A 25,128-nucleotide genomic window follows, 5' to 3' on the forward strand; every position below is an offset into this window, starting at 1 on the left:
CAGCGTGCCGCAGAACGGCCGGGACGGCACCCGCTAGAAGACGGCGGTGGCCAGCCAGCGCAGGACGGCGGCGACCGGGGTGCTGAGGACGGGGGCGGCCAGGCCGACCATGCCCACGACCACCAGCGCCGCCACGACCCGGGCCAGCAGCGAGGGCCGCCCCGCGCGGGGCTGGCGCAGCATCCGCAGCAGCACGCTGCATGGTGACACAGGCCCGCGGGGACGGGTGTAGCGTGCACCGCACACGACAGGGGAGCGCTTCGGCGCTGAGAGTGCGGGCGACCGCAGACCCTCGCACCTGATCCGGTTCGCACCGGCGTAGGGAGTCGAGTCATCTCGCCCGTGCCGTCGGCGTGCAGCCGCGCGCCGAGGGCGCGGGTCCCCCTCCGACCCTGGAGGGACACCGCATGACCACCAGCACCTCGCCCGACCCGCTGCGGCAGGACGCCGACCGCGACGCCGATCGACTCGCCGCCACCCGCCCGAGCGGCCCGCCGCGCACCGCGCTCGTCGTCGGCGCGGTCGCCGTCGTCGCCGGCCTCCTCATCGTGCTCGTCGGCCTGCCCGACAGCGGCTCGCTGTTCGGCACGCCGCTGCACGACCTGACCGTGCCGCTGGCGCTCGTCGTCGGCCTCGGCGGCCTGTGGGTGGCCGGCTCGCTCGCCGCGAACCGCGCCGGCTGGCGGGTCGTCGACATCGTCGTCGCCAGCGTGCTCGGCGTCGCCGGCGGCCTGCTCTTCGCCCTGTGGAACGCCAACTACGCCACGATCTCCGCGCCGCTCAGCGCGGTGCCCGCGGTCGCGCTGCTCGGCGGCGTCTGGCTGCTGCCCGCGGTGCTCGGCGGCCTGGTGATCCGCAAGCCCGGCGCCGCGACGTACGCCGAGCTGGTGGCTGCGGTGCTGTCGGCGCTGATCGGCAGCCAGTGGGGCTTCTCGGTCGTCTGGTACGGCCTGCTCGAGGGCCTCGGCGCCGAGATCGTCTTCGCGCTGCTGCTCTACCGCCGCTTCGGCCTGCCGACCGCGATGCTGGCCGGCGGCGTGACCGGCGCGGTCATCTCCAGCTGCGACCTGCTGCTCTCGTACCCGACGACGTCCGCCGGGTTCAAGACCGTGTACGCCGTCTGCCTGGCCGTGTCCGGCGCCGTGATCGCCGGACTCGGCTCGTGGGCGCTGACCCGGGCGCTCGCGGCCACCGGCGCGCTGGCACCGCTCGCGTCGGGCCGCACCGCCGCGCGCGTCTGATCGTGCCCTCGGCGCAGCCCGTGGGCCTGCGGGCCCGCGGGTGGGGGTGGCGGCACGCCGGGCGCCGGGCGTGGGCGCTGCGCGGCGTCGTGCTCGGCGTCGCGCCCGGCGAGCGCGTGCTGCTGCTCGGCCCCAGCGGCGCCGGCAAGTCGACGCTGCTGCAGGCGATGGCCGGGCTGCTCGGCGAGCCCGAGACCACCGGTGCCGACGGGGTGCACGAGCACGAGGGCGGGGGCGAGTCGACCGGGGAGCTGCTGCTGGACGGCGTGCCCGCCGCACGCGCGCGCCTCGAGGGACGGGCTCGCGCCGGCCTGCTGCTGCAGGACCCCGACGCGCAGACGGTGCTCGCACGGGTCGGCGACGACGTGGCCTTCGGGCTGGAGAACCACGCCGTGCCGCGCGAGCAGATCTGGCCGCGGGTCGACGCGAGCCTGGCCGCCGTCGGTTTTCCCTACGCGCGCAACCGGTCGACGGCGCAGCTGTCTGGTGGTGAACGTCAGCGGCTGGCGCTCGCGGGGGTGCTCGCGCTGCGGCCCGGGCTGCTGCTGCTCGACGAGCCGACCGCGATGCTCGACCCGGCCGGCGGTGCCACGCTGCGGCACGCCGTCCGCGACGTCCTCGCGACCACCGGGGCGACCTGCGTCGTCGTCGAGCACCGGGTCGCCGAGTGGCTCGACCTCGTCGACCGGGTGGTCGTGCTGGAGGCGGCCGGCGGCGTGGTGGCCGACGGCGCACCCCGCGAGGTGCTGGCCGCCGAGGGTGCACGGCTCGCCGCACAGGGCGTGTGGGTGCCCGGCCGCCCGCCGTCGGTTCCCACCCGCAGCCGTCGGGGCGACGACCGCGGCACGCTGCTGCAGGCCGTCGGCGTGGCCGCCGGCCGACCCGGTGGCGCGACGGTCGTGCGCGACGTCGACCTGCGGCTGGCGCAGGGCCGCGCCACCGCCCTCGTCGGGCCGAACGGCGCCGGCAAGACGACGCTCGCCCACGTGCTGGCCGGGTTGGTGCCACCGGCCGCCGGGCGCCTCGACGTCGGCGACGCGCTCTCCCGCGGCCTGACCCGCCCCCCGCACCGCTGGCGACCGCGCGAGCTGGTGGCACGCGTCGGCACCGTCTTCCAGGAGCCGCAGCACCAGTTCGTCGCCGGCACCGTGGCCGCCGAGCTCGCCGTGGGGCCGCAGCGCACCGGTGTGCCGGCGCCCGAGGTCGAGCGGCGGGTCGCCGAGCTGCTGGGCCGGCTCCGCCTCGACCACCTGGGGCGCGCCAACCCGTTCACGCTCAGCGGCGGCGAGCAGCGCCGGCTCTCCGTCGCCACCGCGCTGGCCACCCGCCCCGGGCTGCTGGTGCTCGACGAACCGACGTTCGGGCAGGACGCGCTGACCTGGGCCGAGCTCGTGGCCCTGCTCGGCGAGCTGCTCGACGAGGGCGTGGGCGTGCTCGCCGTGACGCACGACGCCGCGCTGGTCGACGTGCTCGCCGACGACGTGGTGCCGATCGCCGCCGACCGCGCCCCGGGCCGGACGGCGGTGCCGACGTGACGCTGCTCGACCCGGCGACCGACCCCGGCCTCGACCTCGGGGCCCCGCTCGCCCGCGCCAACCCGGTGGCCAAGCTGGCCGCGTCGTCCGTCGTCGCGCTCGGGCTGCTGCTGAGCGTCGACCCGGTGACGGCGGGCGTCGCCCTCGCGCTCGAGCTGCTCGCCCTGCCCTGGTGCGGCATCCGGCCGCGCGCGCTGCTGCGGCGCAGCGCCGTCGTGCTGCTCGGTGCCGTGCCCGCGGGGGTGGCCGCCGCGGTGTTCGGCGAGGACGCCGGGGCCCGTCTGGCGGCGCTCGGACCCCTCGACGTCACGAGCGGCTCGCTCACCAGCGGGCTGGCGATCACGTTGCGCATCATGGCGATCGGGCTGCCCGGCATCGTGCTGCTCTCGACCACCGACCCCACCGACCTCGCCGACGCGCTGGCCCAGCGGCTGCACCTGCCGGCCCGGTTCACGCTCGCCGCGCTCGCCGCCGTCCGCCTGCTCGGGGTGCTGGTCAGCGAGTGGCGCTCGCTCACCCTGGCCCGCCGCGCGCGCGGGCTCGGCGGCTCCGGACCCGTCGGGGCGGTGCGCACCGCCGTCGGGCAGGTGTTCGCCCTGCTGGTGCTGGCGATCCGGCGGGCGGCGGTGCTGGCCACCACGATGGAGTCGCGCGGCTTCGGCGTCCGCGGCGAGCGCACGTGGGCCCGGCCCAGCCCGTGGGGGGTGCGCGACGCGGTGCTGGTCGCGGGTGCCTGCCTGCTCACGGTCGTCGCGATCGCCGCCGGGGTGCGCGCCGGCACCTGGCACCTGCTGCTCTCCTGACGGGACACCGGTGCGTGACGGCTGCGACACGATCGCGAAACACGCCTGGGGCACCGTGCAGGGCACGGGCTGCGGTGGCCCGTGCGACCGAGCGAAGAGGTGCCCGATGTCCGTGCAGTCCCTGTCTGAGAGCGCTCCCACCGACACCGGGCTGCCCGTCCGCGCGCGGCGCCTCGGGACCGACCCCCGCGACGCGCTCGCGCTCGCCCGCCGGCCCTGGACCCTCGAGACGGCGGCCGGCACGGTGACGGTGCGCGGCGCCGTCCCCGCCGACCTGCGCGGCGTCGCCCTCATGCACGGCCGGTGCAGCGCACAGACCCTGCTGCAGCGCTACCTGCGGGGCGGCACGGCCCCCTCGCTCACCACGATGAGCGCCCTGCTGCAGCAGCCGCTCGTGGTCGTGGCGCTCAGCGAGGCCGGAGACGTCGTCGGCCTGGCCAGCGGCAGCCGCCCGGCGCAGCTGCCCGGGCGCGACGCCGAGCCGGGCCGCACCCTGCAGCTCGGGCTCGTGGTGCCGGACGACGCGCAGCGCCTCGGCATCGGTCGGGCGCTCGCCGCCCACGTCGCGGCGTCCGCGGTGCTGCTCGGCTACCGCGACCTGGTGGCCGACGTCTCGGCGCAGGGCCTGCCGCTGCGGCGCATCCTCGACGGCATCGGCGACACCCGCTCGACCCGGCACCCCGGCGGCAGCCGGTTGCGCACCCGCGTCGACCGCTCGGTGCTCGGCGGGCTCGGCCCCACCCTCGGCGCCCTCGCCGGCTGACCGGCTCAACCGCGCGTCGGCCCTGCTTCCGCACGTCAGCCCGCTCGTCCCAGCCTCGCGGGCGGGCTGACGTGCGGGAACCGGGCTGACGCGCGGAGAGGTCAGGGGAGGCGGAGGTCGTCGAGCCGGTCGGACCAGGCGCGACGCAGACCGGTGGGCAGGTCGCCGTCCAGCGCCGAGGTCAGCAGGGCGAGCTGCTCGTCGTCGAGCCGCAGGGCCGGGACGGCGTGCCCCACCACCCGGGCGAACGACGCGCTGCGGCGGGCCGCCAGCGCAGGGGCGTCCTCGACGTACCGCTGCACCCACGGGCGCAGCAGCTGCGACTGCTCGGCCGACCAGAGACCGTGCGCCAGCGCCTCGAACACGCGGTTCGACACGGTCGGCTCCGACATCGCCGCCCAGGCCCGTTCCTTCGCCTCGGACGTCGGGCGCGCGGCCGACGCGGTGGCCGCGCCGAGGGTGCCGGCGAAGCTCGGGTCGCGCCGCCGCTCCTCGTCGACCAGCTCGTCGACGTCGCACCCGGTCTCGGCCAGCCGGTGCAGCAGCTGCCAGCGCAGCCGCGGGTCGAGGGCGACGCCGGTGTGCGTGCTGTCGGCGGCCAGCCAGCCGCGCAGCAGCACCTCGTCGCGCGCGGTGCGGGCCAGCCCCTCGGCCAGCACGATCGCCAGCTCGCCGCGCGAGCCGTCGTCGAGCGCGGCGCGGCAGGCACCCGCCACCAGGACGGCGGCGGCGGCGGCCCGGTCGGCCGGCACCCGCTGCGGCACGACGACGCCGAGGGTGCGGGTCAGCACGGCACGCACCAGCGCGACGTGCGGCTCGGCCGGCAGGTGCCGCCCCACGAGGTCGAGGTAGCCCTCGGCCGACGTCGCACCGGTGCGCACCCGGTCGAAGGCCGTGGCCCACAGCACCGCGCGCACCAGGTCGTCGTCGACGCTCGACAGCCCGGCCTCGACCGCCGCCCACGACGCGTCGTCGGTGACCGTGCGGGCGAACGTCTCGCCGTGGCTGTTGGGCACCACCACGAGGCCGGCCAGCTCGGGCAGCGGCACGGGTGCGCCGTCCGGCTCGACGTCGACCGTGCGCGACACGGCCTCGGTCAGCCTGCCGTCGTCGCCGACGCGGAACCCGGTGAGTCGCAGGCGGTGCGGGCGCTCGCCGTCGCGCACGAGCGTCGGCACGCCGTCGGTGTCGGTGACCCGCAGCGTGTCGAAACCGCTGCGCCGCAACCACACCCCGACCCAGCCGCGCACGTCGCGGTCCGACACCTCGTCGAGCGAGGTCACGAAGTCGGCGAGCGTCGCGTTGCCGAGGCGGTGCCGCGTCAGGTGCGCGTTGACGCCCGCGAGGAAGGTCTCGTCGCCGAGCCAGGTGACCAGCTGCCGCAGCGCCGAGTTGCCCTTGGCGTACGAGATCGCGTCGAAGTTGGCGAAGGCGCGGGCGACGTCCGGCACGTCCTCGGCGAGCGGCGCGACCGGGTGGGTCGAGCGCCGCAGGTCGGCGTCGTAGGCGTTCGGCTTGCGCTGCGACTCGTGGGTGACGAGCGTGCCGGCGTAGCCGGCGGCGGCGTCGGCCACCCGGTAGCCCATGTAGTCGGCGAACGACTCGTTGAGCCAGGTGTCCTCCCACCAGCGCATCGTCACGAGGTTGCCGAACCACATGTGCGCCATCTCGTGCGCGATGACGACGGCGCGCTGCAGCGTCTGCTGGTCGGTGATCCGGCCGGGCGGCAGCATCTCGTCGCGGTACGTCACGCAGCCCGGCGTCTCGAGCGCACCCCAGTTCTGGCCGGGCGCGAGCACCTGGTCGTAGGAGTCGAAGGCGTACGGCTCGTCGAACAGCGTGGCGTAGTGGTCGAAGCAGGCCTCGGTGGTTCGCCGCAGCTCGTCGGCGTCGCGGTCGAGGTCGGCGGCCAGCGAGCGCCGCGCGTGCCAGCCGAAGGGCAGCCCGGCGTGCTCCCAGCGCACCGAGTGCCAGGGCCCGGCGCAGACGACCACCTGGTCGGGCGGGATCGGCGGGGTGGTCGCGAACCGCCGCACGCCGTCGGACGACGACACCTCGCGGCCGTTGGCCAGCACCGTCCACGCCGGGTCGGCGGTGACCTGCACGGTGAACGGCGCCTTGAGGTCGACCTGGTCGAAGCACGGGAAGACGCGCTGGCTGACGTCCATGCCGAGGTACGCCGAGGCGTAGGTCTCGCCGTCGACGGGGTCGGTGAACAGGTGCATGCCGTCGCCGTCGGTCACGTACGGCACGCGGGCCTCGACCACCACCGTGTGCCGGTCGCGCAGCCCGGTCAGCGGGATCCGGGCGCCGTCGTACGCGGGGTCGACCGGCTCGCCGTCCAGCTCGACGGTGACGTCGACGGCGTCGGCGAGCTCGAGGAACGTCTCGGCGGTGGTGCTGGCGAACCGGATCGTGGCGCGGCACCCGAACCGTCCGCTCGCCGGGTCGCGCAGGTCGAGCTCGAGGTCGTAGGCCACGTCGGACAGCGCGGCTGCGCGCGCACGCGCCTCGAGCAGGGTCAGGGACATGACCGCAGCATCTCCCGCGGAGGCGGGGCGCGCCCTCCGGGGCGCGGAGCGGGGGAGCGCCGGTCCCCGGATCGACCGGGCCTTCACCCGGCGCGTCGCGGCGCGCAGGGTTGAGCCATGACCGACACGCAGATCGCACTCGTCACCGGCGGCAACCGCGGCCTCGGCCGCTCGGCCGTGCTCGCCCTCGCGGCCGCCGGCACCGACGTCGTCCTCACCTACCGCTCCGGAGCCGACCAGGCGCAGGAGGTGGTCGCGGCCGTGCAGGCCCTGGGGCGCACCGCCGTCGCGCTGCAGCTCGACACCACCGAGGTCGAGACGTTCGACGACTTCGCGGCCGCCGTCCGCGCCGCGCTGCAGGAGCACTGGGGCCGCACCGACCTCGACGCCCTGCTGAACAACGCCGGCGTCGCGGGCCTCACGCCGATGGGCGGCACCACCGCCGACGACGTCCAGCGCCTCTTCGACGTGCACTTCAAGGGCGTCTTCCTGCTGACCCAGGTGATGCTGCCGCTGCTGGCGGACGGCGCGCGCATCCTGAACGTCTCGACCGGCCTGACCCGGTTCACCGGCGGTGCCGGCCCGTACTCGGTGTACGCGTCGATGAAGGGCGCCGTCGAGGTGCTCACCCGCTACCTGGCCGCCGAGCTGGGCCCGCGCGGCATCACGGTGAACGCGATCGCCCCCGGCGCCACGGCGACCGACTTCGGCGGCGGGTCTCTGCGCGACGACGCCGCGGTGCGTCAGCACATCGGCAGCGTCACCGCGCTCGGGCACGTCGGCGAGCCGGACGACGTGGGCGCGGCGATGGCGACCGTCCTCGGCGACGGGATGCGCTGGGTGACCGGGCAGCGCATCGAGGCCAGCGGTGGCCAGGCGCTCTGAGGGAGAGTGGTCACCGTGATGGACCGCGCCCAGCTCGCCGACCTGCTGCGCACCCGCCGCGAGGCGCTGCAGCCCGAGGACGTCGGGCTGCCGCGCGGCCCGCGGCGGCGCACCTCGGGCCTGCGCCGCGAGGAGGTCGCCGCGCTGTGCGGCATGTCGGCCGACTACTACGGCCGGCTCGAGCAGCAGCGCGGGCCGCAGCCGTCGGAGCAGATGCTCGGGGCGATCGCCCGCGGCCTGCGGCTGACGCTCGACGAGCGCGACCACCTGTTCCGGCTGGCCGGGCACCACGCGCCGGGGCGGGTGCCGCGCAACGACCACGTCAGTCCCGGGCTCATGCGGGTGCTCGACCGCCTGCAGGACACCCCCGCGGTGGTGATGAACGGGGTGGGCGAGACGCTGCTGCAGACCTCGCCCGCGGTCGCGCTGCTCGGTGACCAGACGCAGCACACCGGCCTCGCCCGCAACGTCACCTACCGGTGGTTCACCGACCCGAGGGCGCGCGCGATGCACCCGGAGGACGAGCACGAGCGGCACGCGCGCGCGTTCACCGCCGACCTGCGCGAGGCGTACGCCCGCCCGGAGACGCGCGACCGGGCCACCGAGGTGGTCGAGGCGCTGCTCGCCACCAGCCCCGAGTTCGCCGGGTTCTGGGCGGCGCACGAGGTCGGCCGCCGGCGCAGCTCGGAGAAGACCTTCGTGCACCCCGAGCTGGGCCGGATGCAGCTGTTCTGCCAGCTGCTCTTCGACCTCGACCTCGCGCAGGCGCTGCTGGTGTTCACCGCGACGCCGGGCAGCGAGAGCCACGAGAAGCTGCAGCTGCTCTCGGTGATCGGCGCCCAGCGCCTGGGTTGACGCCGGCCGCTAGCTGGGCTCAGGCGGCGGCGTCGCGCGCGAGGTCGGCGCGCTCGAACTTGCCTGCCGGCACGTCGTCCGCGCTGGCTGCCGCGACGATCGCATCGGTGCCCTCGGTGACGGTCTGGTGGCCGCTGTTGCCGTTGAGGTCGGTGGCCGTGTAGCCGGGGTCGACCGCGCGCACGCGCACCGTGGGCAGCGCCCGGTCGTACTGGTTGGCGATCATGTCGAGCGCCGACTTCGACGACTGGTAGACGAAGCCGGGCACGCCGTACTCGTCGCGGCTCGGGTCGTTGACGTGCTCGATGGTGCCGAGTCCGCTCGAGACCATGACGACGCGCGCCCGGCCGGACTCCTGCAGCAGCGGCAGGAACGCGTGGGTCACCCGCACCGGGCCGAGCACGTTCACGGCGTACGTCGGCAGCAGGTCGTCGGCGCGGGTCGCGGCGGTGTCGAGGACGTTCGTGTCGGCGATGCCGGCGTTGTTCACGAGGACGTCGAGGCCGGTGCCCGCCGCGCGGACGGTCGCCAGGGCGGCGTCGACGGACTCCTGGTCGGTGACGTCGAGGCGCACCGGGCGCAGGTCGGCGCCGGGCTGCTGGGTGCGGATGGTGTCGGCGGTGGTCTGCGCGGCCTCGACGGAGCGCGCGCCCATCCAGACGGTCCAGCCCAGGGCGGCGAGCCGGCGCGCGGTCTCGGCGCCGAGGCCCTTGTTCGCGCCGGTGATCAGGACGGTGGTGGTGTCGGTGGTCATGCCCCCACCGTGCGGTGCGGACGGCAGGCGCACCAGGGCCTGTCGAGCGTGGGACCGGCGCTCCTACCCGGCCGCGCGCACCCCGAGGCATCCTGGTGGGGTGACGTCCAACCGCGCCGAGCTGGCCCGCACCCTCAGGCGAGCGCGCGGCCGGGTGCGACCCGAGGACGTGGGGCTGCCCGGGGGCGTCCGCCGCCGGGTCGAGGGGCTGCGGCGCGAGGAGCTGGCGATGCTGGCCGGCATCAGCGTCGACTACGTCGTGCGGCTCGAGCAGGGACGCGGCCCGCACCCGTCCGAGCAGGTCGTCGCCAGCCTGTGCCGGGCGCTGCGCCTCGAGACCGAGGAGCGGGACCTGGTGTTCCGTCTCGCCGGGCTCGAGCCGCCGCGGGCCGGGCTGATCGACCTGCACGTGCGCCCAGGCGTGCTGCGGCTGCTCGACCGCTTCACCGACCTGCCGACGATGCTGCTGAGCGCCAAGGGCGACGTGCTCGCCTGGAACGCGGCGTCCTGCGCCCTGCACGGTGACTGGACGACGCTGGCCCCCGAGCGCCGCAACCACGCCCGGCAGGCCTTCCTGCCCGACCCGTCCGAGCCGGCCCGCACGCCGGCGGGCGGGCCCCCGGAGGAGCGGCTCGCCGCGAGGGTGAACGTCGTGGCCGGGCTGCGCAGCGCCGCCAGCCGCTACCCGGCCGACCCCGACCTGGGCCGGCTGCTCGACGACCTCAGGGCCGGATCGGCGGAGTTCCGCGAGCTGTGGGACGACGGCGTCACCGGCGTCTGGCGGCACCGCACCAAGACCCTCGACCACCCGGTGGTCGGGCCCCTGACGCTCGAGTGCGACACCCTCGTGGTGCCCGACGTCGACCAGACGCTGCACGTGTTCTCGGCCGCGCCCGGCACCCCGGCCCACGACGCGCTGGCGCTGCTGCTCGTCGTGGGCACCCAGCAGCTCAGCGGCTCGCGCTGACCTCCTGCGCCTCGGGCGCCGCAGCGGTCGGCTGGCTGATCCGCACGTGGTTGCCGAACGGGTCGCGGATGCCGAAGTCGGTGCCGTAGGGCTGCTCGACCGGCTCCTGGGTGATCTCGACCCCGGCGTCGCGCAGCGCGGCGAACGTCGCGTGGACGTCCTCGCTGAGCAGGAACAGCCCGCCCAGCGCGCCCTTCGTCACGAGCTCGCGCACCTGGGCCGCGGTCGCGTCGTCGTGCTGCGGCCCGCCGACGAGCTCGAGGAGCAGCGCGGTGTCCTGCCCGGGCACGCCGATCGTGAGCCAGCGCATGAAGCCGAGGTCGATGTCGTCGCGCACCTCGAAGCCGAGGTGGGTCGTGTAGAAGTCGAGCGCCTCGTCCTGGTCGAGCACCGGGACGGAGCGGATGTGCAGCGAGGTGATGTGGTTCGTGGTCATGCCGACGACGCTAGCCAGCGCCCGGGGCCGGCTGCTTCTCCGAAACCGGCGTCCCGGGTGCGGCCGCCGCCACGCGCGGCCGGGTCCACGCCGCGACGAAGCACGACGGCACCGCGACCGGGGCGTGCCGCGCGCGGAACTCGGTCGGTGAGCAGCCGACGACCACGCTGAAGGTGCGGCTGAACGTGCCGAGGCTGGCGAAGCCGACGTCCCACGCGACGTCGGTCACCGGCCGGTCGGTCTGGCGCAGCAGCGTCATCGCCCGCTCGACGCGCCGCCGCTGCAGGTAGCGGTGCGGGGTCTCGCCGTACACCGACCGGAAGACCCGGCCGAACCGCGAGACCGACAGGTGGGCGAGCGCCGCCAGGTGCGGCACGTCGAGCGGCTCGGCGTAGCGCCGGTCCATCTCGTCACGCGCCCGCAGCATCCGGCGGTTGAGGTCCTCCTGCGGCGTCAGGTCCACGCTGCCCCCCGGCGTCAGGCGACGAACACGCAGAACGGGTGGCCGCTGGGGTCGGCGTAGACCCGCAGCGGCTCCTCGTCGTCGCCGGACCGGTCGAGGCGCAGGGTCGCGCCGAGGGCCAGGGCCCGCTCGTGCACGGCGTCGAGCTCGTCGACCGACGTCACGGTGGTGTCGAGGTGCAGCTGCTGCGGCACCCCGGCGTCCGGCCAGGTCGAGGCGGGCAGCTGGTCGACCTTCTGGAACGCCAGGCCGGTTGGTCCGGACGCCGGGCGCAGCACCAGCCAGTCGTCGCCGCGGGGGTCGGGCTCGCCGTCGGCCGGCAGCTCGTCGCCGTCGCGGTACTCGAGGCCGAACAGCCCGCGGTAGAACTCGGCCAGCCGCCGCGGCTCGGTGGTGTCGAGCACCACCTGGCGGATCGTCGGCACCACGGGTCGCGGCTCGTCGCTCGTCATCGCGGCAGGCTCCCACCGCCCGGCGCCACCGGCACCTCGACGGACCGGAGGCGGGTGGCCGCGAGCAGCCCGGTGAGCGCCAGCAGCGTGGTCGCGGCGGACAGCCAGACGAACAGCGCCCCGCCGTGGAAGCCGGTGCGCGCCAGCGCCGCGCCGGCCACGGCCGTCGCGAGCCCGATCCCGGCGGCCGACACCAGCTGCGCCGAGGCGCCCGCGCGGCCCCGCTCGTCCATCGCCGACGCCGAGATGATGAGCACCGACGACGTCGCCGTCGTGATGCCGACGCCGACCCCGGCCACCGCGAGCGCCACCAGCCCCGGCCAGACCGGCAGCGAGCCGAAGCCGAGCAGGCCGGTGCCGGCCAGCCCGACGACCAGGCAGGCCAGCCCGGCGCGGAGCATCCGCGGTCGCGAGCCGCCCACGTGCCCCTGCACCCACGACCCGGCGAACCAGAAGACGCCGACCACCGTCAGCGGCACGCCCGCGCCCGTCGGGGTCGCCCCGTGCACCAGCGTCAGCACCAGCGGGAGCCACAGGGTGCTCGCCGAGAAGGCGGTGCCACCGAGGCCGCGCACCGCGACGACGAGCGGCACCCCCGGGCGCAGCCGCAGGGTGCCCGGCGGCAGCACCCGCCACAGCCCGACCAGCGCCAGCGCGACGGCCGGCAGCAGCACCAGCCAGCGGCCGCGGGAGAGGCCGGCCGCCGTCAGGGCCGCGGCGAGCACCAGCGACCAGGTCAGCGCCGAGCGGCCGGACGTCGGGGCGGGGGCGCGGTGCGGGGCGCGCAGTCCGCCGCTGGTGAGCAGCAGCACCGCCGGTGGCACGGCGGCGACCACCGGCACGACGAACACCCACCGCCACCCGGCGTGCTCGGTCAGGGCCCCGGCGACGACCGGGCCGACCACCGAGGGCAGCACCCACGCCGCCGACAGCAGGGAGTACATGCGGGGCAGCAGCTCGTCGGGCAGCACGTCGGCGATGAGCACGGTGAGCCCGACGTCGACCAGTGCCTCGGCCACGCCGCTGAGCAGCCGCGAGCCCACGAGCACCGGCACGCCCTGCGCCGTCGCGGTCACGACCTGCGCGACCACGAAGGCGGCCAGTCCGGTGACGACGACCGGCCGCGGGCCGAGGCGGTCGGCCCAGAGGCCGCTCACGGCGAGCGCGGCGACGTAGCTGGCGAGCGGGGCGGCCGCCACGGCGCCGAAGCTGCTCACCGACCCGAGGTCGCCCAGCGCGGTGGGCAGCACGGTGGCCACGGCGCGGTCGACGAACGCGCTCAGCGTGACCAGGCCGACCACGCCGATGCTCAGCGGCAGCAGCGCCCGCGAGGTGAGGCGGGGTGGGAGGTCGGTCGGTGCGGGCACCGGCCCATCGTCTCGTCCGGGCCCGACGGGTGCGTCGGCGGGGAACACGGGAGCGCGTCGCGGAGTTGAGCGAAGCAGACTCAAGATCGACCGGCCCGATTTGACGGTGACCCGGCGGTCTCGCAGACTTGAGCCGCACAGGCTCAAGGCGACAACCGAGGAGACACAGACATGGCACGTGCGGTCGGCATCGACCTGGGCACGACGAACTCCGTCGTGGCGGTCCTGGAGGGTGGCGAGCCCACCGTCATCGCGAACGCCGAGGGCGGCCGGACGACGCCGTCCGTCGTCGCGTTCGCCAAGAACGGCGAGGTGCTGGTCGGCGAGATCGCCAAGCGCCAGGCCGTCACGAACATCGACCGCACCATCCGGTCGGTCAAGCGCTTCATCGGCACCGACTGGTCGACCGAGATCGACGGCAAGAAGTTCACCGCGCAGGAGATCAGCGCCCGCATCCTCGGCAAGCTGAAGCGCGACGCCGAGAGCTACCTCGGCGAGGACGTCACCGACGCGGTCATCACCGTCCCGGCGTACTTCAACGACGCCCAGCGCCAGGCCACGAAGGAGGCCGGCGAGGTCGCGGGCCTCAACGTGCTGCGCATCATCAACGAGCCCACCGCGGCGGCCCTGGCCTACGGCCTCGACAAGGGCAAGGAGGACGAGCTCATCCTCGTCTTCGACCTCGGCGGCGGCACCTTCGACGTCTCGCTGCTCGAGGTGGGCAAGGACGACGACGGCTTCAGCACCATCCAGGTCCGCGCGACCTCCGGTGACAACCACCTCGGTGGCGACGACTGGGACCAGCGCGTCGTCGACCACCTGCTGACGACCGTGAAGAACAGCTACGGCGTCGACCTCGGCAAGGACAAGATCGCCATGCAGCGGCTGCGCGAGGCGGCCGAGCAGGCGAAGAAGGAGCTGTCGAGCTCGACCAGCACCAACCTGTCGCTGCAGTACCTCTCGATGACCGAGAACGGCCCGATCCACCTCGACGAGCAGCTGACCCGCGCGCAGTTCGAGCAGCTCACCTCCGACCTGCTCGAGCGCACCAAGGCGCCGTTCAACCAGGTGATCAAGGACGCCGGCATCCAGCTGAGCGAGATCGACCACGTGGTGCTCGTCGGCGGCTCGACCCGCATGCCGGCCGTCACCACCGTCGTCAAGGAGCTCACCGGCGGCCGCGAGCCCAACAAGGGCGTGAACCCGGACGAGGTCGTGGCCGTGGGCGCGAGCCTGCAGGCCGGCGTCCTGAAGGGCGAGCGCAAGGACGTCCTGCTCATCGACGTCACCCCGCTGTCGCTCGGCATCGAGACGCAGGGTGGGCTGATGACGAAGCTCATCGAGCGCAACACCGCGATCCCGACCAAGCGCAGCGAGGTGTTCACGACCGCGGCCGACAACCAGCCGTCCGTGACGATCCAGGTGTTCCAGGGCGAGCGCGAGCTGACCCGCGACAACAAGCCGCTCGGCACGTTCGACCTCACCGGCATCGCCCCCGCCCCGCGCGGCGTGCCGCAGGTCGAGGTCACCTTCGACATCGACGCGAACGGCATCGTGAACGTGTCGGCGAAGGACCGCGGCACCGGCGTCGAGCAGGCCATGACGATCTCCGGCGGCAGCGCGCTGCCGAAGGACGAGATCGAGCGGATGATCAAGGACGCCGAGGCGCACGCTGAGGAGGACAAGCAGCGTCGCGAGGAGGCGGAGACCCGCAACCAGGCCGAGCAGCTGGCGTTCTCCACCGAGAAGTTCCTCAAGGACAACGACGAGAAGGTGCCGGCCGACATCAAGACCGAGGTCGAGGCCGCCATCGCCGACGTGCGCACGTCGCTGTCGCAGAACGGCTCGGTCGACGAGCTGAAGGCGAAGACCGAGGCGCTCGCCACGGCCAGCCAGAAGATCGGCCAGGCCATGTACGCCCAGGAGCAGTCGCAGGCGTCCGCCGGTGACGGCGCGTCCGCGGGTGCGGGCGCCGGCGCCGAGGTGCCGGACGACGACGACGTCGTCGACGCCGAGGTCGTCGACGACGACCAGCAGCAGGCCAAGGGGAACTGATGACGACGGGCGACACCGAGCCGACGCAGCAGCAGCCGCAGACGCCGACGGGTGCGCCCGGCCAGGGCGGGGACGGTGACGGTCGGGAGACCGTCACCGTCCGCGACCGGCGGCGCATCGACCCCGAGACCGGCGAGCCGCGTGCGACCGGCACGACGGGCGCGACCGGCGAGGACGACGAGCCCGCCGCCGAGCCGACCGAGCCGGCCGAGCCGGCCGCGGGGGTCGGCGGGTCCGACCTGGCGGCCGAGCGGCTGGCCGACCTGCAGCGGCTGCAGGCCGAGTACGTGAACTACCGCAAGCGGGTCGAGCGCGACCGCGACGTCGCGCGCGACACGGCCGTCGCGGGGGTGCTCGAGACGCTGCTGCCGGCGCTCGACGACATCCACCTCGCCCGGCAGCACGGCGACCTCGAGGGCGGGCCGTTCGCGGCCATCGCCGACAAGCTCGAGGCCGCGCTGGGCCGCAACGGCCTGCAGCGCTTCGGCGAGGTGGGTGAGGCGTTCGACCCGACGGTGCACGAGGCGCTGATGCGCACCGAGGCCGAGCTGGCCGAGGGCACCGAGGTCACCACCGTGGTGCAGGTGCTGCAGCCCGGCTACAAGGCGGGCGAGCGGGTGCTGCGCCCGGCGCGCGTCGCCGTCGCGGACCCGCGCTAACACCACCAGCAGCACGAGGGGAGGCACCGGGTGGCCGGTCAGGACTGGTTCGAGAAGGACTTCTACGCGACGCTCGGTGTCGCCAAGGACGCCGACGCCACGGCGATCAAGAAGGCGTACCGCAAGCTCGCGCGCACCAACCACCCCGACGCCAACGGCGGTGACGACAAGCGGTTCAAGGAGATCGGCGAGGCCTACTCGGTGCTCTCCGACGCCGAGCAGCGCAAGCAGTACGACGCCGTCCGCGCGATGAGCGGCGGCGGCGCGCGGTTCGCACCGGGTGGCGGGGGCAGCGGGTTCGAGGACGTCTTCAGCAGCATGTTCGGCGGGGCGGGTGCCGGCGGCGGCACCCGCTTCCCGCCGGGTGGCGGCGCGGGCGGCCCCGGGGGCATCGACCTCGAGGACCTGCTGCGCACGATGGGCGCCGGCGACACCGCCGGCGGCCGCGGGCGCAGCCGGTTCGGCGGGTTCGGCGCACCCCGGGGTCCGCAGCGCGGTGCCGACGTCGAGGCCACCACCCGGCTCGGCTTCCGCGAGGCGGTGACCGGCTCGACCGTCACCCTCCGCTCGCCGGACGGCTCGCAGGTCACGGCCCGCGTGCCCGCCGGCACCCGCGACGGCCAGCGCATCCGGCTGCGCGGCAAGGGCGGCCGCGGCGACCAGGGCGGCGCCGCGGGCGACATGCTCATCACGGTGCAGGTGTCGCCCGACCCGGTCTTCGGTCGCACCGGCGACGACCTCACGGTGACCGTGCCGGTCACCTTCGCCGAGGCCGCGCTCGGTGCGACCGTCGAGGTGCCCGTGCTCGAGCTCGACGACGGCCGCGCGAGCGTCGGCACGGTGCGGGTCAAGGTGCCGGCCGGCACGCCGTCCGGTCGCACGCTGCGCGTGCGCGGGCGCGGCGTGCGCACGACGTCCGGGCAGGGCGACCTGCGGGTCGTCGTGCAGGTCGCGGTGCCGCAGCGGCTCGACGACGAGGCGCGCGCGGCCGTCGAGTCCTACGCCGCCGCGACGAAGGGGGAGGACCCCCGCGCCGGCCTGATGTCGCAGGCCCGCGGCGAGTAGGAGGAGCCGTGCAGCTGCCCGAGCTCGACCTCGACGACACCACGCCGGTGTTCGTCATCTCCGTCGCGGCGCAGCTCGCGGGGATGCACCCGCAGACCCTGCGCCAGTACGACCGCATCGGCCTCGTGCAGCCCGACCGGGCGCGCGGCCGTGGCCGGCGCTACTCCGCCCGCGACGTCGCGGTGCTGCGCGAGGTGCAGCGGCTGTCGCAGGACGAGGGCGTCAGCCTGGCCGGCATCAAGCGCATCCTCGAGCTCGAGTCCCAGGTCGCGGCCCTGCAGGCGCGGGTGCGCGAGCTCGGCACCGAGCTGGAGCGGGCCCGCCGAGCGGCCGGGCCGGGGTCGCGGGTGTTCGCCGCCACGCCGTCCGGCGACATCGTCAGCGTCGTGGCCGGCCGACGTCCGGCGCGCTCGGCGTTCGGGGTCGGTTCGGCGCTCGTCGTCTGGCGCCCGCAGGGCTGACGCCGCTGCCCGGGTCTGCCCGGTTCTGACCGTCGAGGGCACCCGCTCTGACCGTGCCGCTCACCGGCCCCGCGGGGTGCCGAGTCGCCGCGCTGCACACCCCCTGTCGTGGCTAGTCTCTGGCGTGACGACGGTCCCTGACAGGAGCTCCCCCGCGATGAAGCTGACCCCCCAGGCTCTGCAGTCCCTCGACCCCGAGGTGGCCGTCCCGACCTACGACCGGTCGTCCGTGCAGGTCGGCATCGTGCACCTGGGGGTCGGTGCGTTCCACCGCTCCCACCAGGCCATGTACGTCGACCGCCTGCTGCAGGCCGGTGGCGCGCGCGAGTGGGGCATCGCCGGCGTCGGCCTGATGCCGAACGACGTGCGGATGCGCGACGCCCTCGACGCCCAGGACGGCCTCTACACGCTGGTGGTGAAGCACCCCGACGGCCGGCTCGAGCCGCGCGTCATCGGGTCGCTGCTGCGCTACCTGTTCGCCGCCGACGACCCCGAGGCCGTCCTCGAGCTGATGGCCGCGCCGACCACGCGCATCGTCAGCCTCACGGTCACCGAGGGCGGCTACAACATCCACCCGCAGACCGGCGAGTTCGACCTGCGCAACCCCGCGGTGCAGGCCGACCTGGCCGACGGCGCGGTGCCGACCACCTCGTTCGCCTTCGTCGTCGAGGCCGCCCGCCGTCGTCGCGAGCGCGGCATCGAGCCCTTCACGGTGATGTCGTGCGACAACATCCCGGGCAACGGCGACGTCGCGCGCCGGATGTTCACGGCGTTCGCCGAGGCGAAGGACCCGGCCCTGGCCGAGCACCTGCGCACCGACGTCGCCTGGCCGAACAGCATGGTCGACCGCATCACCCCGGTCACCAGCGACCACGACCGCGAGCTGCTCAGCGAGCGCTTCGGCGTCGAGGACGCCTGGCCGGTCGTCTGCGAGCCGTTCACCCAGTGGGCGCTGGAAGACAGCTTCCCGCTCGGCCGCCCGCGGTTCGAGGACGTCGGTGCGCAGCTGGTGCCCGACGTCGAGCCGTACGAGCTCATGAAGCTGCGCCTGCTGAACGCCAGCCACCAGGCGCTCTGCTACCTCGGCTACCTCGCCGGGTACCGCTACGCCCACGAGGTCTGCCAGGACCCGCTGTTCGTCGAGTTCCTGCTGCGCTACATGGACGACGAGGCGACGCCGACGCTGCACGAGGTGCCCGGCATCGACCTGCACGCCTACAAGCGGCAGCTCATCGAGCGGTTCGCCAACCCCGAGGTGCGCGACACCCTGGCCCGGCTGTGCGCCGAGTCGTCCGACCGCATCCCGAAGTGGGTGACGCCGGTGATCCGCGAGGAGCTGGCCGTCGGCGGGCCGATCGAGCGCGCGACGCTCGTCGTCGCCGCCTGGGCCCGGTACGCCGAGGGCGTCGACGAGCAGGGTGAGCAGATCGTGGTCGTCGACCAGCTGCGCGACCGGGTGATGGCCAGCGCGGCCCGCCAGGTCGGCCCCGACGCCGACCCGACCGCCTTCGTGCAGGACCGCGAGCTGTTCGGCGACCTCGTCGACGACGAGCGCTTCCGCGACGCGTACGTCGACGCCCTCGCCTCGCTGCACGAGCACGGCGCCCGTGCGACGCTCGAGGAGCTGGCCCGCCGCTGACCCGCGACCCACCCCGGACGGCCCGTCGTGGGCCGTCCGGGTGGCCGCGGTCGGCGCCCGGTGACCGGTGCGGATCGGTGCCGCCCGAGGGGTTCACCTGCACGGCCCGCACGGCGTCGGGGCGGTCGTGGGACGTACAGCTGAGGGGCCGCTAGGGGAGTCCCACGCGGTCGGCGGTCGAGCCGGCCACGTGGTCGATGAACAGTTCGGGGTCGGGGCCCCCGTGCAGCTGGCCGAACACCTCGAACGACAGGGTGCCGAACAGCTGCGCCCAGGCCATGAACACCGCGGCCTGCGTGCCGCCGTCGAGCACCGGGTCGAGGCCGAGACCCTCGACCTGGCGGCGCAGCGCCGGCGCGGCGGGCGGCACGGCGTCGCGGCGCAGCGCCCCCTGCTCGGCCGCCTCGTGCACGACCTGCAGCAGCTGCAGCCCCACGCGCACCCCCGGACCGACGGTGGCCTGCGGCGCCGCGTACCCGGGAACGGGCGTGCCGTAGAGCAGCGCGTACTCGTGCGGGTGCGCGACCGCCCAGGTGCGTGCACCCTCGCAGATCGCGTGCCAGCGCCGACGGTAGCGCCCGGTGCCGACCCGCCCGGCGCGGCCGAGCGCCACCTCCGCCGCCTGCGTCGCGTCGCCCAGCGCGTCGTAGGCCTCGACGATGAGGGCGGTGAGCAGCTCGTCGCGGCTGCCGAAGTACCGGTACACCGCCGAGCTGACCAGGCCGACGTCGCGAGCCACGCCGCGCAGCGACAGCTGCTGCGGCCCCACCGACCCCAGCTGCGCGCGGGCGGCGGCCAGGATGCGCGCGGTCACGTCGTCACGGTTCTCGGCTCTGGTCGGCACCCGGTCAGCGTACCAAGAACGAGAGCACTGCTCTTGTCATGGCCTTCACGGCGTGCCACAGTGTGGTGATCCGAGAGCACCGCTCTCGACGTCATCGGAGGACACCATGACCGCAGCCACCCCCGGCGCCGCCGACCCGAGCCGCCGGAACCTCGTCCCCACCCGGTTCGAGACGTCGTTCAACCGGGCCGTCGGGTGGCTGACCGCCCACGGCGTGAGCGTCTACGGCTCCCGGGTGCTCGCCGTCCGCGGGCGCACGAGCGGCGAGTGGCGCACCAACCCGGTCAACCCGCTCACGGTCGACGGTCACCGGTACCTCGTCGCCCCGCGCGGCCACACGCAGTGGGTGCGCAACCTGCGGGTCGCCGGCACCGGGGAGCTGCGGGTCGGACGCCGCGTCGAGACCTTCACCGCCGTCGAGCTGGCCGACGCCGACAAGCCCGACCTGCTGCGCGCCTACCTGCGGCGCTGGCGCTGGGAGGTCGGCCAGTTCTTCGACGGCGTCGGCCCGTCGGCGTCGGACGCCGAGCTGCTGGCCATCGCGCCGGGCTACCCGGTGTTCGCGGTCACGACCAGCCGACCGGCCTGACCCGTCCCCGCTGCGCCCCGTTCGACCCGGGCACCCGCAGGGGTCGAAGCAGGCGCTCGTGCGGCGCGGAGACCGCGTGCTGTCGTGCAAGAGTGAGCGTCCGTGCAGCGACGGTCGCTGCCGCTGCTGGAGGTCTCGTGCGTCGCCTGCTGCCCCTCGTCGTCTCGTCGCTGCTCGTGCTCGCCGCGTGCGGCGGCACCACGGACGGCGCGCCGGCGGCCGGCGACGGCCGGTGCGCCGTGCAGCTCGGCTTCTTCGGCGCCGCCACCGGTGACTACGCCAGCCTGGGGCAGGGCATCCGCCAGGCGGCCGAGCTCGCCGTCCGCGAGCACGCGGCCGGCAGGCCCCGGTGCGCCGTCACGCTGCGCACGTTCGACTCGCAGGCCGAGCCGGCCCAGGCGCCGGCGCTGGCCAAGCGCGCCGTCGACGACCGGTCGCTGCTGGCCCTCGTCGGCCCGGCGTTCAGCGGCGAGGCGAAGGCCGCGGGGCCGATGCTCGACGAGGCCGGTCTGCCGTGGGTGACCACCGCGACGAACCCGGCCCTGTCGACGAACGGCTGGACGACGTTCCACCGCGTGCTGGGCGCCGACGACACGCAGGGTCCGGCCGCCGTCCGCCTGCTGCAGTCGCTGGGCGCGCGCCGCGTCGTGGTGGTCGACGACGCGTCCGAGTACGGGTCGGGGCTGGCGCAGATCGTGCGCCGGCAGCTCGGTGCCGCGGCCGTCGCCCACGACACGGTGCAGGCGAAGCAGACGGACTTCTCGCCGACCGTCACCAGGGTGCGCGCGGCGGAGGCCGACGCGGTCTACTTCGGCGGCTACTACGCCGAGGCGGGGCTGCTGCTGCGGCAGCTGCGCGAGGCGGGTGTCGAGGCCCGGTTCGTGAGCGACGACGGCGCGAAGGACCCCGGCCTCGTCGAGACGGCCGGCGACGCGGCGGCCGACGGCGCGGTCGTCACCTGCCCGTGCGTCCCCGCGGAGCGGGCCACGACCTTCGCCGCGGCATACCGCGGCGCCTTCGGCCGGGACGCCGGCACCTACGCGGCCGAGACGTACGACGGCACGCGGGCGCTGCTGGCGGGCATCGACGCCGGCGCCACCGACCGGGCGGCCCTGAACAGGTACCTGTCGACGTACCGCGCCGAGGGGGTCGCCGGCCGCGTGGGCTGGACGTCGGCGGGCGAGCCGGCGCACGCCGTCGTCTGGGCCTACGAGGTGCGCGGCGGGCGCTTCGAGCCGCTGCGCGCGATCGACTGAGGCCCCGGCCCGCTCAGCCCGCGGGCAGCGCGACCGTGACGGGGTGGACGACCACGCGGTCGCGACCGCCGGCCTTCGCGGCGTACAGCGCGGCGTCGGCCTCGGCGACGAGGGACTGCAGTCCGTCGCCGACGGGCCGCTCCTGCCACCAGCGCACGCCGATGCTCGCCGTCACGCGCAGCCCGCGGCCGCCCGGCACCTCCGGGAACGGGGTGCCGGCGACGGTCGCCCGCAGCCGCTCGGTCGCCGCGACCGCCGCGGCCTGGCCAGTGTCGGGCAGCAGCAGCAGGATCTCCTCACCGCCGTACCGGCAGGCGACGTCGCCCGGCCGGGTCGCGGTGCGGCACGCGGTGCCGATCGCCCGCAGCACGGCGTCGCCGGCCAGGTGGCCGAACCGGTCGTTCACCGCCTTGAAGTGGTCGAGGTCGACGACGAGCAGCGCGCTGCCGTCGTCCGAGCGCCCCTCGTCGAGCAGCTCCTGCACCCGCGCCAGGCCGGCGCGCCGGTTCAGCAGGCCGGTGAGGTCGTCGACCGATGCGTGCCGCTGCACGGTGGTCTGCAGCTCGAGGCGGGTGACCGCGAGCACGAGGGTGTCGGCCACCACGTCGAGCAGCGCGACGACCTCCTCGCCGCTGCCGGTGACGCCCACGGCCAGGGCGCGGTGGTGCAGCTCGCGCACCGCCGCGGTGACGGGCGCGGTCTGCTCGACGCGCACGTCGTCCGTCGCCGACCGCGCCCACACGACGTCGTGGTGGTCGGCCACGAGCACCTCGAGCAGCCGCCAACAGACGCCGGACCGGATCATGTCGGCGCCACCTCCTGTGCATCGGTGTCACTGCAGCAACCTCGAGGAGTTCGCCGCGACCGGTTCCGGCGCAGGGCGGGCGCGGGTCAGCCGCGCCGCAGCAGCTCGGCCAGGGAGGCCGCCGGTCGCCCGAGCAGCCGCGGCACGGCGTCGCCCACGCGCGAGAGCTCGCCGGCCGCGATCGCCTCGTACGACGTCACCCACCCGGCCACCTCGAAGTCCGGTGCGCCGTAGACGGCCCGGGACGCGTACGCCTCTTCGACGGTCTCCCGCTCGTACCGCACGGCCCGGCCGGTGACCGCCGTGATCGTGGCCGCCACCTCGTCGAGGGTCAGCGCCTCGGGGCCGGTCACGTCGTACGACGCGCCCTCGTGGACCGACGGGTCGCGCAGCACCGTCACGGCCACCTCGGCGACGTCGTCCTGCGCCACGGCGCTCACCCGGCCGTCGCCGGCGGGGCCGCGCAGCACGCCGTCGTCGCCGGCCATGCCGGGCAGGAAGTCGCTGTAGAGGCTGTCGCGCAGGAAGGTCCACGCCATGCCGCTCGCGCGCAGGTGCTGCTCGGTGTGCCAGTGGTCGCGACCGAGGGTGAACACGCAGTCGGGGGCCGCGCCGAGGAACGAGGTGTAGACGACGTGCTGCACGCCGGCCGCGGCGGCGGCGTCCACGGCGCTGCGGTGCTCGACCAGCCGGTCGGCGGACTCGCGGGCCGAGACGAGCAGCAGGGTGCGCACGCCCCGCAGCGCGGCCGTCATCGCGGCGGTGTCGCGGTACTCGGCGGCCGGGCCGTGCTCGGCACCCGGCAGCGAGGGCAGCCGGGCCGGGTCGCGACCGACGAGCAGGGTGGGCACGCCGGCCGCCGACAGCAGCCGCGCGACGCGACCCCCGACGGCTCCGGTGCTGCCGGTGACGGCGACGTCGGGCACGAGCGACCTCCAGGTCTCGGCGGGCCGGGCGGCGGTCCCGCCCCGCACCGGCAGGATGGCCATCGTGCCCGAGCTGCCGACCCGTGACGACTTCCCGCACCGCGCGCTGATCGCGACGCGCTGGGCCGACGACGACCACTACGGCCACGCCAACAACACCGTGTACTACGCGTGGTTCGACACCGTGCTGAACGCCTGGCTGATGGAGGCGACCGGCACCGACACCCGCCGGCTGCCGGCCATCGGCGTGATGGCCGAGTCGTCGTGCCGGTTCCTCGCCTCGGTGGGGTTCCCCGACCGGCTCGAGGTCGGGCTGGCCGTCGAGCGGCTGGGCCGCACCAGCGTCACCTACCGGCTCGGCCTGTTCCGCGACGGCGACGACGACCTGAAGGCGCTCGGCCGCCTGGTGCACGTCTACGTCGACGCCGGCACCCGGCGTCCGGCGCCCGTGCCCGAGCCGGTGCGGCGCGTGGTCGAGCAGCTAGAACGCGGCGCGCAGGACGGCGGCGACCTCGGCCGGCCCGACGTCGACGGGTGAGGTCGCCAGCAGCCGCTGCTGCGCCATCGTGCCCTCGACGAGGGCCGGCACGTCGTCGTCGGTGAACCCCAGCTCGGCCAAGCCGGACGGCGCGCCGACGTCGTCGAGCAGCCGGCGCAGCACGGTCGGCAGCTGCTCGCGCGGGTCGTCGGTGGCTGCGGCGGCGGGGTCGAGCAGCCGCGCGGCGCGCAGGTGCCGGTCGGGGTCGGCGTCGAAGGTGAACGCGAAGGCCGCCGGCGCGGTCACCGCCACCGCGAGGCCGTGCGGCACGAGCGGGCCGGTGCCGGGGTAGCCCGGCGCGTGCCACGAGCGCACGCGGCCGGCCACGGGGTAGGCGTTGGCGTGCGGCAGGTGCACGCCCGCGTTGCCGAACCCGAGCCCGGCGAACGTCGCGGCGGCGGCCATGTCGGCCCGGGCGGCCGCGTCGTCGCCGTCGTGCACCGCCCGGCGCAGCGCCCCCGCGAGCAGCGACAGGGCGTGCTCGGCCCACAGGTCGCTGATCGGGTTGGCGCCGCAGTAGGGAACCCGCTGCTCCGGACGCCGCGCCGCGAACGCCGTGTACGGGCGCGCCGTCCAGCTCTCGAGCGCGTGGCACAGCACGTCGAGCCCGGACGCCGCGGTCACCTCGGGCGGCTGGGTGGCGCTCAGCTCGGGGTCGACCACGGCCAGCACCGGGCGCAGCCGCTCGTGGCTGATGCCGGTCTTCACGTGCAGCGACAGCACGTCGAGCACGCAGATCGACGTCGACTCCGAGCCGGTGCCGGTGGTGGTCGGCACCGCGACCAGCGGCGCCAGCGGCCGGTCGGGTGCGCGGCCGCCGCCGATCGGGGCGTTCACGTAGTCCATGAGCTCGCCGCCGCAGGTCAGCAGCAGGTCGACGGCCTTCGCGGTGTCGATGCACGACCCGCCGCCCACCGCGACGTACGCGTCGAACGGGCGGTCGCCCTGCAGCTCGCAGGCGCGGTCGACGGCCCGGCGCAGGCTGTCGTCGGTCGGCTCCACGTGCACGTCGTCGAGGACCTCGACGTCGACGCCGGCCGCCCGGCACGACGCGGCCACCCGCTCCGGCGCGCCGGTCGCCACGACGCCCGGGTCGGTCACCAGCAGCACCCGGCGGGCGCCGCGGTGCGCGACGTCCCACCCGACCTCGTCGCTCGCGCCGGGCCCGATCTTCAGCGCCGGCGCGGCGTACGTGTAGACGCGCTCGCGGTCCATCCCCGGACTCTCGCGCAGCCACGG

Annotated in this window: 26 protein-coding genes and 1 riboswitch; of the genes, 15 read left to right on the forward strand and 11 right to left on the reverse strand. The window is 75.5% G+C overall.

All coding sequences use genetic code 11. The features are described 5' to 3' along the window. Positions 1 to 33: 33 nt before the first annotated feature. Positions 34 to 195: a hypothetical protein gene (locus tag ACYVI6_RS00205; protein WP_284289108.1), complete on the reverse strand. Its 162-nt coding sequence runs from the start codon at positions 193 to 195 to the stop codon at positions 34 to 36. Positions 196 to 239: 44 nt separating this feature from the next. After that, positions 240 to 342, forward strand: a riboswitch (TPP riboswitch). A gap of 65 nt (positions 343 to 407) precedes the next feature. Here ACYVI6_RS00205 and ACYVI6_RS00210 point away from each other — a divergent pair. From ACYVI6_RS00210 to ACYVI6_RS00225, 4 genes are all read left to right on the forward strand, one after another. Further along, positions 408 to 1,241, forward strand: a complete 834-nt coding sequence (locus ACYVI6_RS00210) for an ECF transporter S component (RefSeq protein ID WP_460444431.1) — start codon at positions 408 to 410, stop codon at positions 1,239 to 1,241. Positions 1,242 to 1,243: 2 nt separating this feature from the next. Beyond that, a complete protein-coding gene (locus tag ACYVI6_RS00215; protein WP_460444432.1) occupies positions 1,244 to 2,776 on the forward strand; it encodes an ABC transporter ATP-binding protein in 1,533 nt (510 codons plus the stop codon). Further along, a complete protein-coding gene (locus tag ACYVI6_RS00220; protein ID WP_460444433.1) occupies positions 2,773 to 3,579 on the forward strand; it encodes an energy-coupling factor transporter transmembrane component T family protein in 807 nt (268 codons plus the stop codon). Before ACYVI6_RS00215 ends, ACYVI6_RS00220 begins: the two co-directional genes overlap by 4 nt. 106 nt (positions 3,580 to 3,685) lie before the next feature. Further along, positions 3,686 to 4,342: a GNAT family N-acetyltransferase gene (locus ACYVI6_RS00225; protein WP_460444434.1), complete on the forward strand. Its 657-nt coding sequence runs from the start codon at positions 3,686 to 3,688 to the stop codon at positions 4,340 to 4,342. A gap of 101 nt (positions 4,343 to 4,443) precedes the next feature. Here ACYVI6_RS00225 and pepN read toward each other — a convergent pair whose 3' ends face one another. Beyond that, entirely contained in the window at positions 4,444 to 6,873 is a 2,430-nt protein-coding gene (pepN, locus tag ACYVI6_RS00230) for an aminopeptidase N (RefSeq protein ID WP_460444435.1), read from the reverse strand. A 117-nt stretch (positions 6,874 to 6,990) separates the two neighbouring features. Between pepN and ACYVI6_RS00235 the strand changes: the two genes are divergently transcribed. Together ACYVI6_RS00235 and ACYVI6_RS00240 are read left to right on the forward strand one after the other, a co-directional pair. Continuing rightward, complete coding sequence (locus ACYVI6_RS00235; RefSeq protein ID WP_460444436.1) at positions 6,991 to 7,758, forward strand: SDR family NAD(P)-dependent oxidoreductase; 768 nt, start codon at positions 6,991 to 6,993, stop codon at positions 7,756 to 7,758. An 18-nt stretch (positions 7,759 to 7,776) separates the two neighbouring features. Then, positions 7,777 to 8,613: a helix-turn-helix transcriptional regulator gene (locus ACYVI6_RS00240; protein WP_460444515.1), complete on the forward strand. Its 837-nt coding sequence runs from the start codon at positions 7,777 to 7,779 to the stop codon at positions 8,611 to 8,613. 19 nt (positions 8,614 to 8,632) lie between these two features. Here ACYVI6_RS00240 and ACYVI6_RS00245 read toward each other — a convergent pair whose 3' ends face one another. Continuing rightward, entirely contained in the window at positions 8,633 to 9,367 is a 735-nt protein-coding gene (locus ACYVI6_RS00245) for an SDR family NAD(P)-dependent oxidoreductase (RefSeq protein WP_284289116.1), read from the reverse strand. Positions 9,368 to 9,467: 100 nt separating this feature from the next. Between ACYVI6_RS00245 and ACYVI6_RS00250 the strand changes: the two genes are divergently transcribed. Beyond that, a complete protein-coding gene (locus tag ACYVI6_RS00250) occupies positions 9,468 to 10,334 on the forward strand; it encodes a helix-turn-helix transcriptional regulator (RefSeq protein WP_460444437.1) in 867 nt (288 codons plus the stop codon). Here the strand turns inward: ACYVI6_RS00250 and ACYVI6_RS00255 are convergent. Genes ACYVI6_RS00255 through ACYVI6_RS00270 form a run of 4 tightly spaced genes read right to left on the reverse strand, consistent with a single transcriptional unit; the run spans position 10,318 to position 13,052 of the window. Further along, positions 10,318 to 10,770 (reverse strand): VOC family protein, encoded by a 453-nt coding sequence (locus ACYVI6_RS00255; protein ID WP_460444438.1) that lies wholly within the window; start codon positions 10,768 to 10,770, stop codon positions 10,318 to 10,320. The genes ACYVI6_RS00250 and ACYVI6_RS00255 overlap by 17 nt on opposite strands. A gap of 10 nt (positions 10,771 to 10,780) precedes the next feature. Next, positions 10,781 to 11,197, reverse strand: a complete 417-nt coding sequence (locus tag ACYVI6_RS00260) for a helix-turn-helix domain-containing protein (protein WP_460444516.1) — start codon at positions 11,195 to 11,197, stop codon at positions 10,781 to 10,783. A gap of 50 nt (positions 11,198 to 11,247) precedes the next feature. Then, positions 11,248 to 11,685, reverse strand: a complete 438-nt coding sequence (locus ACYVI6_RS00265; RefSeq protein ID WP_460444439.1) for a VOC family protein — start codon at positions 11,683 to 11,685, stop codon at positions 11,248 to 11,250. After that, a complete protein-coding gene (locus tag ACYVI6_RS00270; protein ID WP_460444440.1) occupies positions 11,682 to 13,052 on the reverse strand; it encodes an MFS transporter in 1,371 nt (456 codons plus the stop codon). Before ACYVI6_RS00270 ends, ACYVI6_RS00265 begins: the two co-directional genes overlap by 4 nt. A gap of 171 nt (positions 13,053 to 13,223) precedes the next feature. On the opposite strand from ACYVI6_RS00270, the gene dnaK reads away from it, so the two are divergent. The 5 genes from dnaK (at position 13,224) to ACYVI6_RS00295 (ending at position 18,931) form a co-directional block, all read left to right on the forward strand. Further along, positions 13,224 to 15,107, forward strand: coding sequence for a molecular chaperone DnaK (gene dnaK, locus ACYVI6_RS00275; RefSeq protein WP_460444441.1), 1,884 nt, complete (start codon positions 13,224 to 13,226; stop codon positions 15,105 to 15,107). Next, positions 15,107 to 15,766 (forward strand): nucleotide exchange factor GrpE, encoded by a 660-nt coding sequence (gene grpE, locus ACYVI6_RS00280; RefSeq protein ID WP_460444442.1) that lies wholly within the window; start codon positions 15,107 to 15,109, stop codon positions 15,764 to 15,766. Before dnaK ends, grpE begins: the two co-directional genes overlap by 1 nt. Positions 15,767 to 15,796: 30 nt before the next feature. Beyond that, positions 15,797 to 16,831, forward strand: a complete 1,035-nt coding sequence (locus tag ACYVI6_RS00285) for a DnaJ C-terminal domain-containing protein (protein WP_460444443.1) — start codon at positions 15,797 to 15,799, stop codon at positions 16,829 to 16,831. An 8-nt stretch (positions 16,832 to 16,839) separates the two neighbouring features. Further along, complete coding sequence (locus ACYVI6_RS00290) at positions 16,840 to 17,292, forward strand: heat shock protein transcriptional repressor HspR (RefSeq protein ID WP_460444444.1); 453 nt, start codon at positions 16,840 to 16,842, stop codon at positions 17,290 to 17,292. A 157-nt stretch (positions 17,293 to 17,449) separates the two neighbouring features. Then, complete coding sequence (locus ACYVI6_RS00295; protein WP_460444445.1) at positions 17,450 to 18,931, forward strand: mannitol dehydrogenase family protein; 1,482 nt, start codon at positions 17,450 to 17,452, stop codon at positions 18,929 to 18,931. A gap of 151 nt (positions 18,932 to 19,082) precedes the next feature. Here ACYVI6_RS00295 and ACYVI6_RS00300 read toward each other — a convergent pair whose 3' ends face one another. Next, positions 19,083 to 19,775, reverse strand: coding sequence for a TetR/AcrR family transcriptional regulator (locus tag ACYVI6_RS00300; RefSeq protein ID WP_460444446.1), 693 nt, complete (start codon positions 19,773 to 19,775; stop codon positions 19,083 to 19,085). Between the two features lie 106 nt (positions 19,776 to 19,881). Here ACYVI6_RS00300 and ACYVI6_RS00305 point away from each other — a divergent pair, with 106 nt between their 5' ends. Beyond that, complete coding sequence (locus ACYVI6_RS00305) at positions 19,882 to 20,364, forward strand: nitroreductase/quinone reductase family protein (protein ID WP_460444447.1); 483 nt, start codon at positions 19,882 to 19,884, stop codon at positions 20,362 to 20,364. Positions 20,365 to 20,501: 137 nt separating this feature from the next. Further along, entirely contained in the window at positions 20,502 to 21,620 is a 1,119-nt protein-coding gene (locus ACYVI6_RS00310) for a branched-chain amino acid ABC transporter substrate-binding protein (RefSeq protein ID WP_460444448.1), read from the forward strand. Positions 21,621 to 21,633: 13 nt separating this feature from the next. On the opposite strand, the gene ACYVI6_RS00315 is transcribed toward ACYVI6_RS00310, so the two are convergent. Both ACYVI6_RS00315 and ACYVI6_RS00320 read right to left on the reverse strand, forming a co-directional pair. Continuing rightward, positions 21,634 to 22,425, reverse strand: a complete 792-nt coding sequence (locus tag ACYVI6_RS00315; RefSeq protein ID WP_460444449.1) for a GGDEF domain-containing protein — start codon at positions 22,423 to 22,425, stop codon at positions 21,634 to 21,636. A gap of 86 nt (positions 22,426 to 22,511) precedes the next feature. Continuing rightward, complete coding sequence (locus tag ACYVI6_RS00320; protein ID WP_460444450.1) at positions 22,512 to 23,414, reverse strand: SDR family oxidoreductase; 903 nt, start codon at positions 23,412 to 23,414, stop codon at positions 22,512 to 22,514. A gap of 1 nt (position 23,415) precedes the next feature. On the opposite strand from ACYVI6_RS00320, the gene ACYVI6_RS00325 reads away from it, so the two are divergent. Next, positions 23,416 to 23,889 carry an acyl-CoA thioesterase gene (locus ACYVI6_RS00325; RefSeq protein ID WP_460444451.1) on the forward strand — a complete coding sequence of 158 codons (474 nt, stop codon included), beginning with the start codon at positions 23,416 to 23,418 and terminating at the stop codon, positions 23,887 to 23,889. On the opposite strand, the gene ACYVI6_RS00330 is transcribed toward ACYVI6_RS00325, so the two are convergent. Continuing rightward, entirely contained in the window at positions 23,833 to 25,104 is a 1,272-nt protein-coding gene (locus ACYVI6_RS00330; protein ID WP_460444452.1) for a hydroxyacid-oxoacid transhydrogenase, read from the reverse strand. The genes ACYVI6_RS00325 and ACYVI6_RS00330 overlap by 57 nt on opposite strands. Positions 25,105 to 25,128 lie beyond the last annotated feature (24 nt).

Source organism: Angustibacter aerolatus (genome assembly GCF_054776675.1).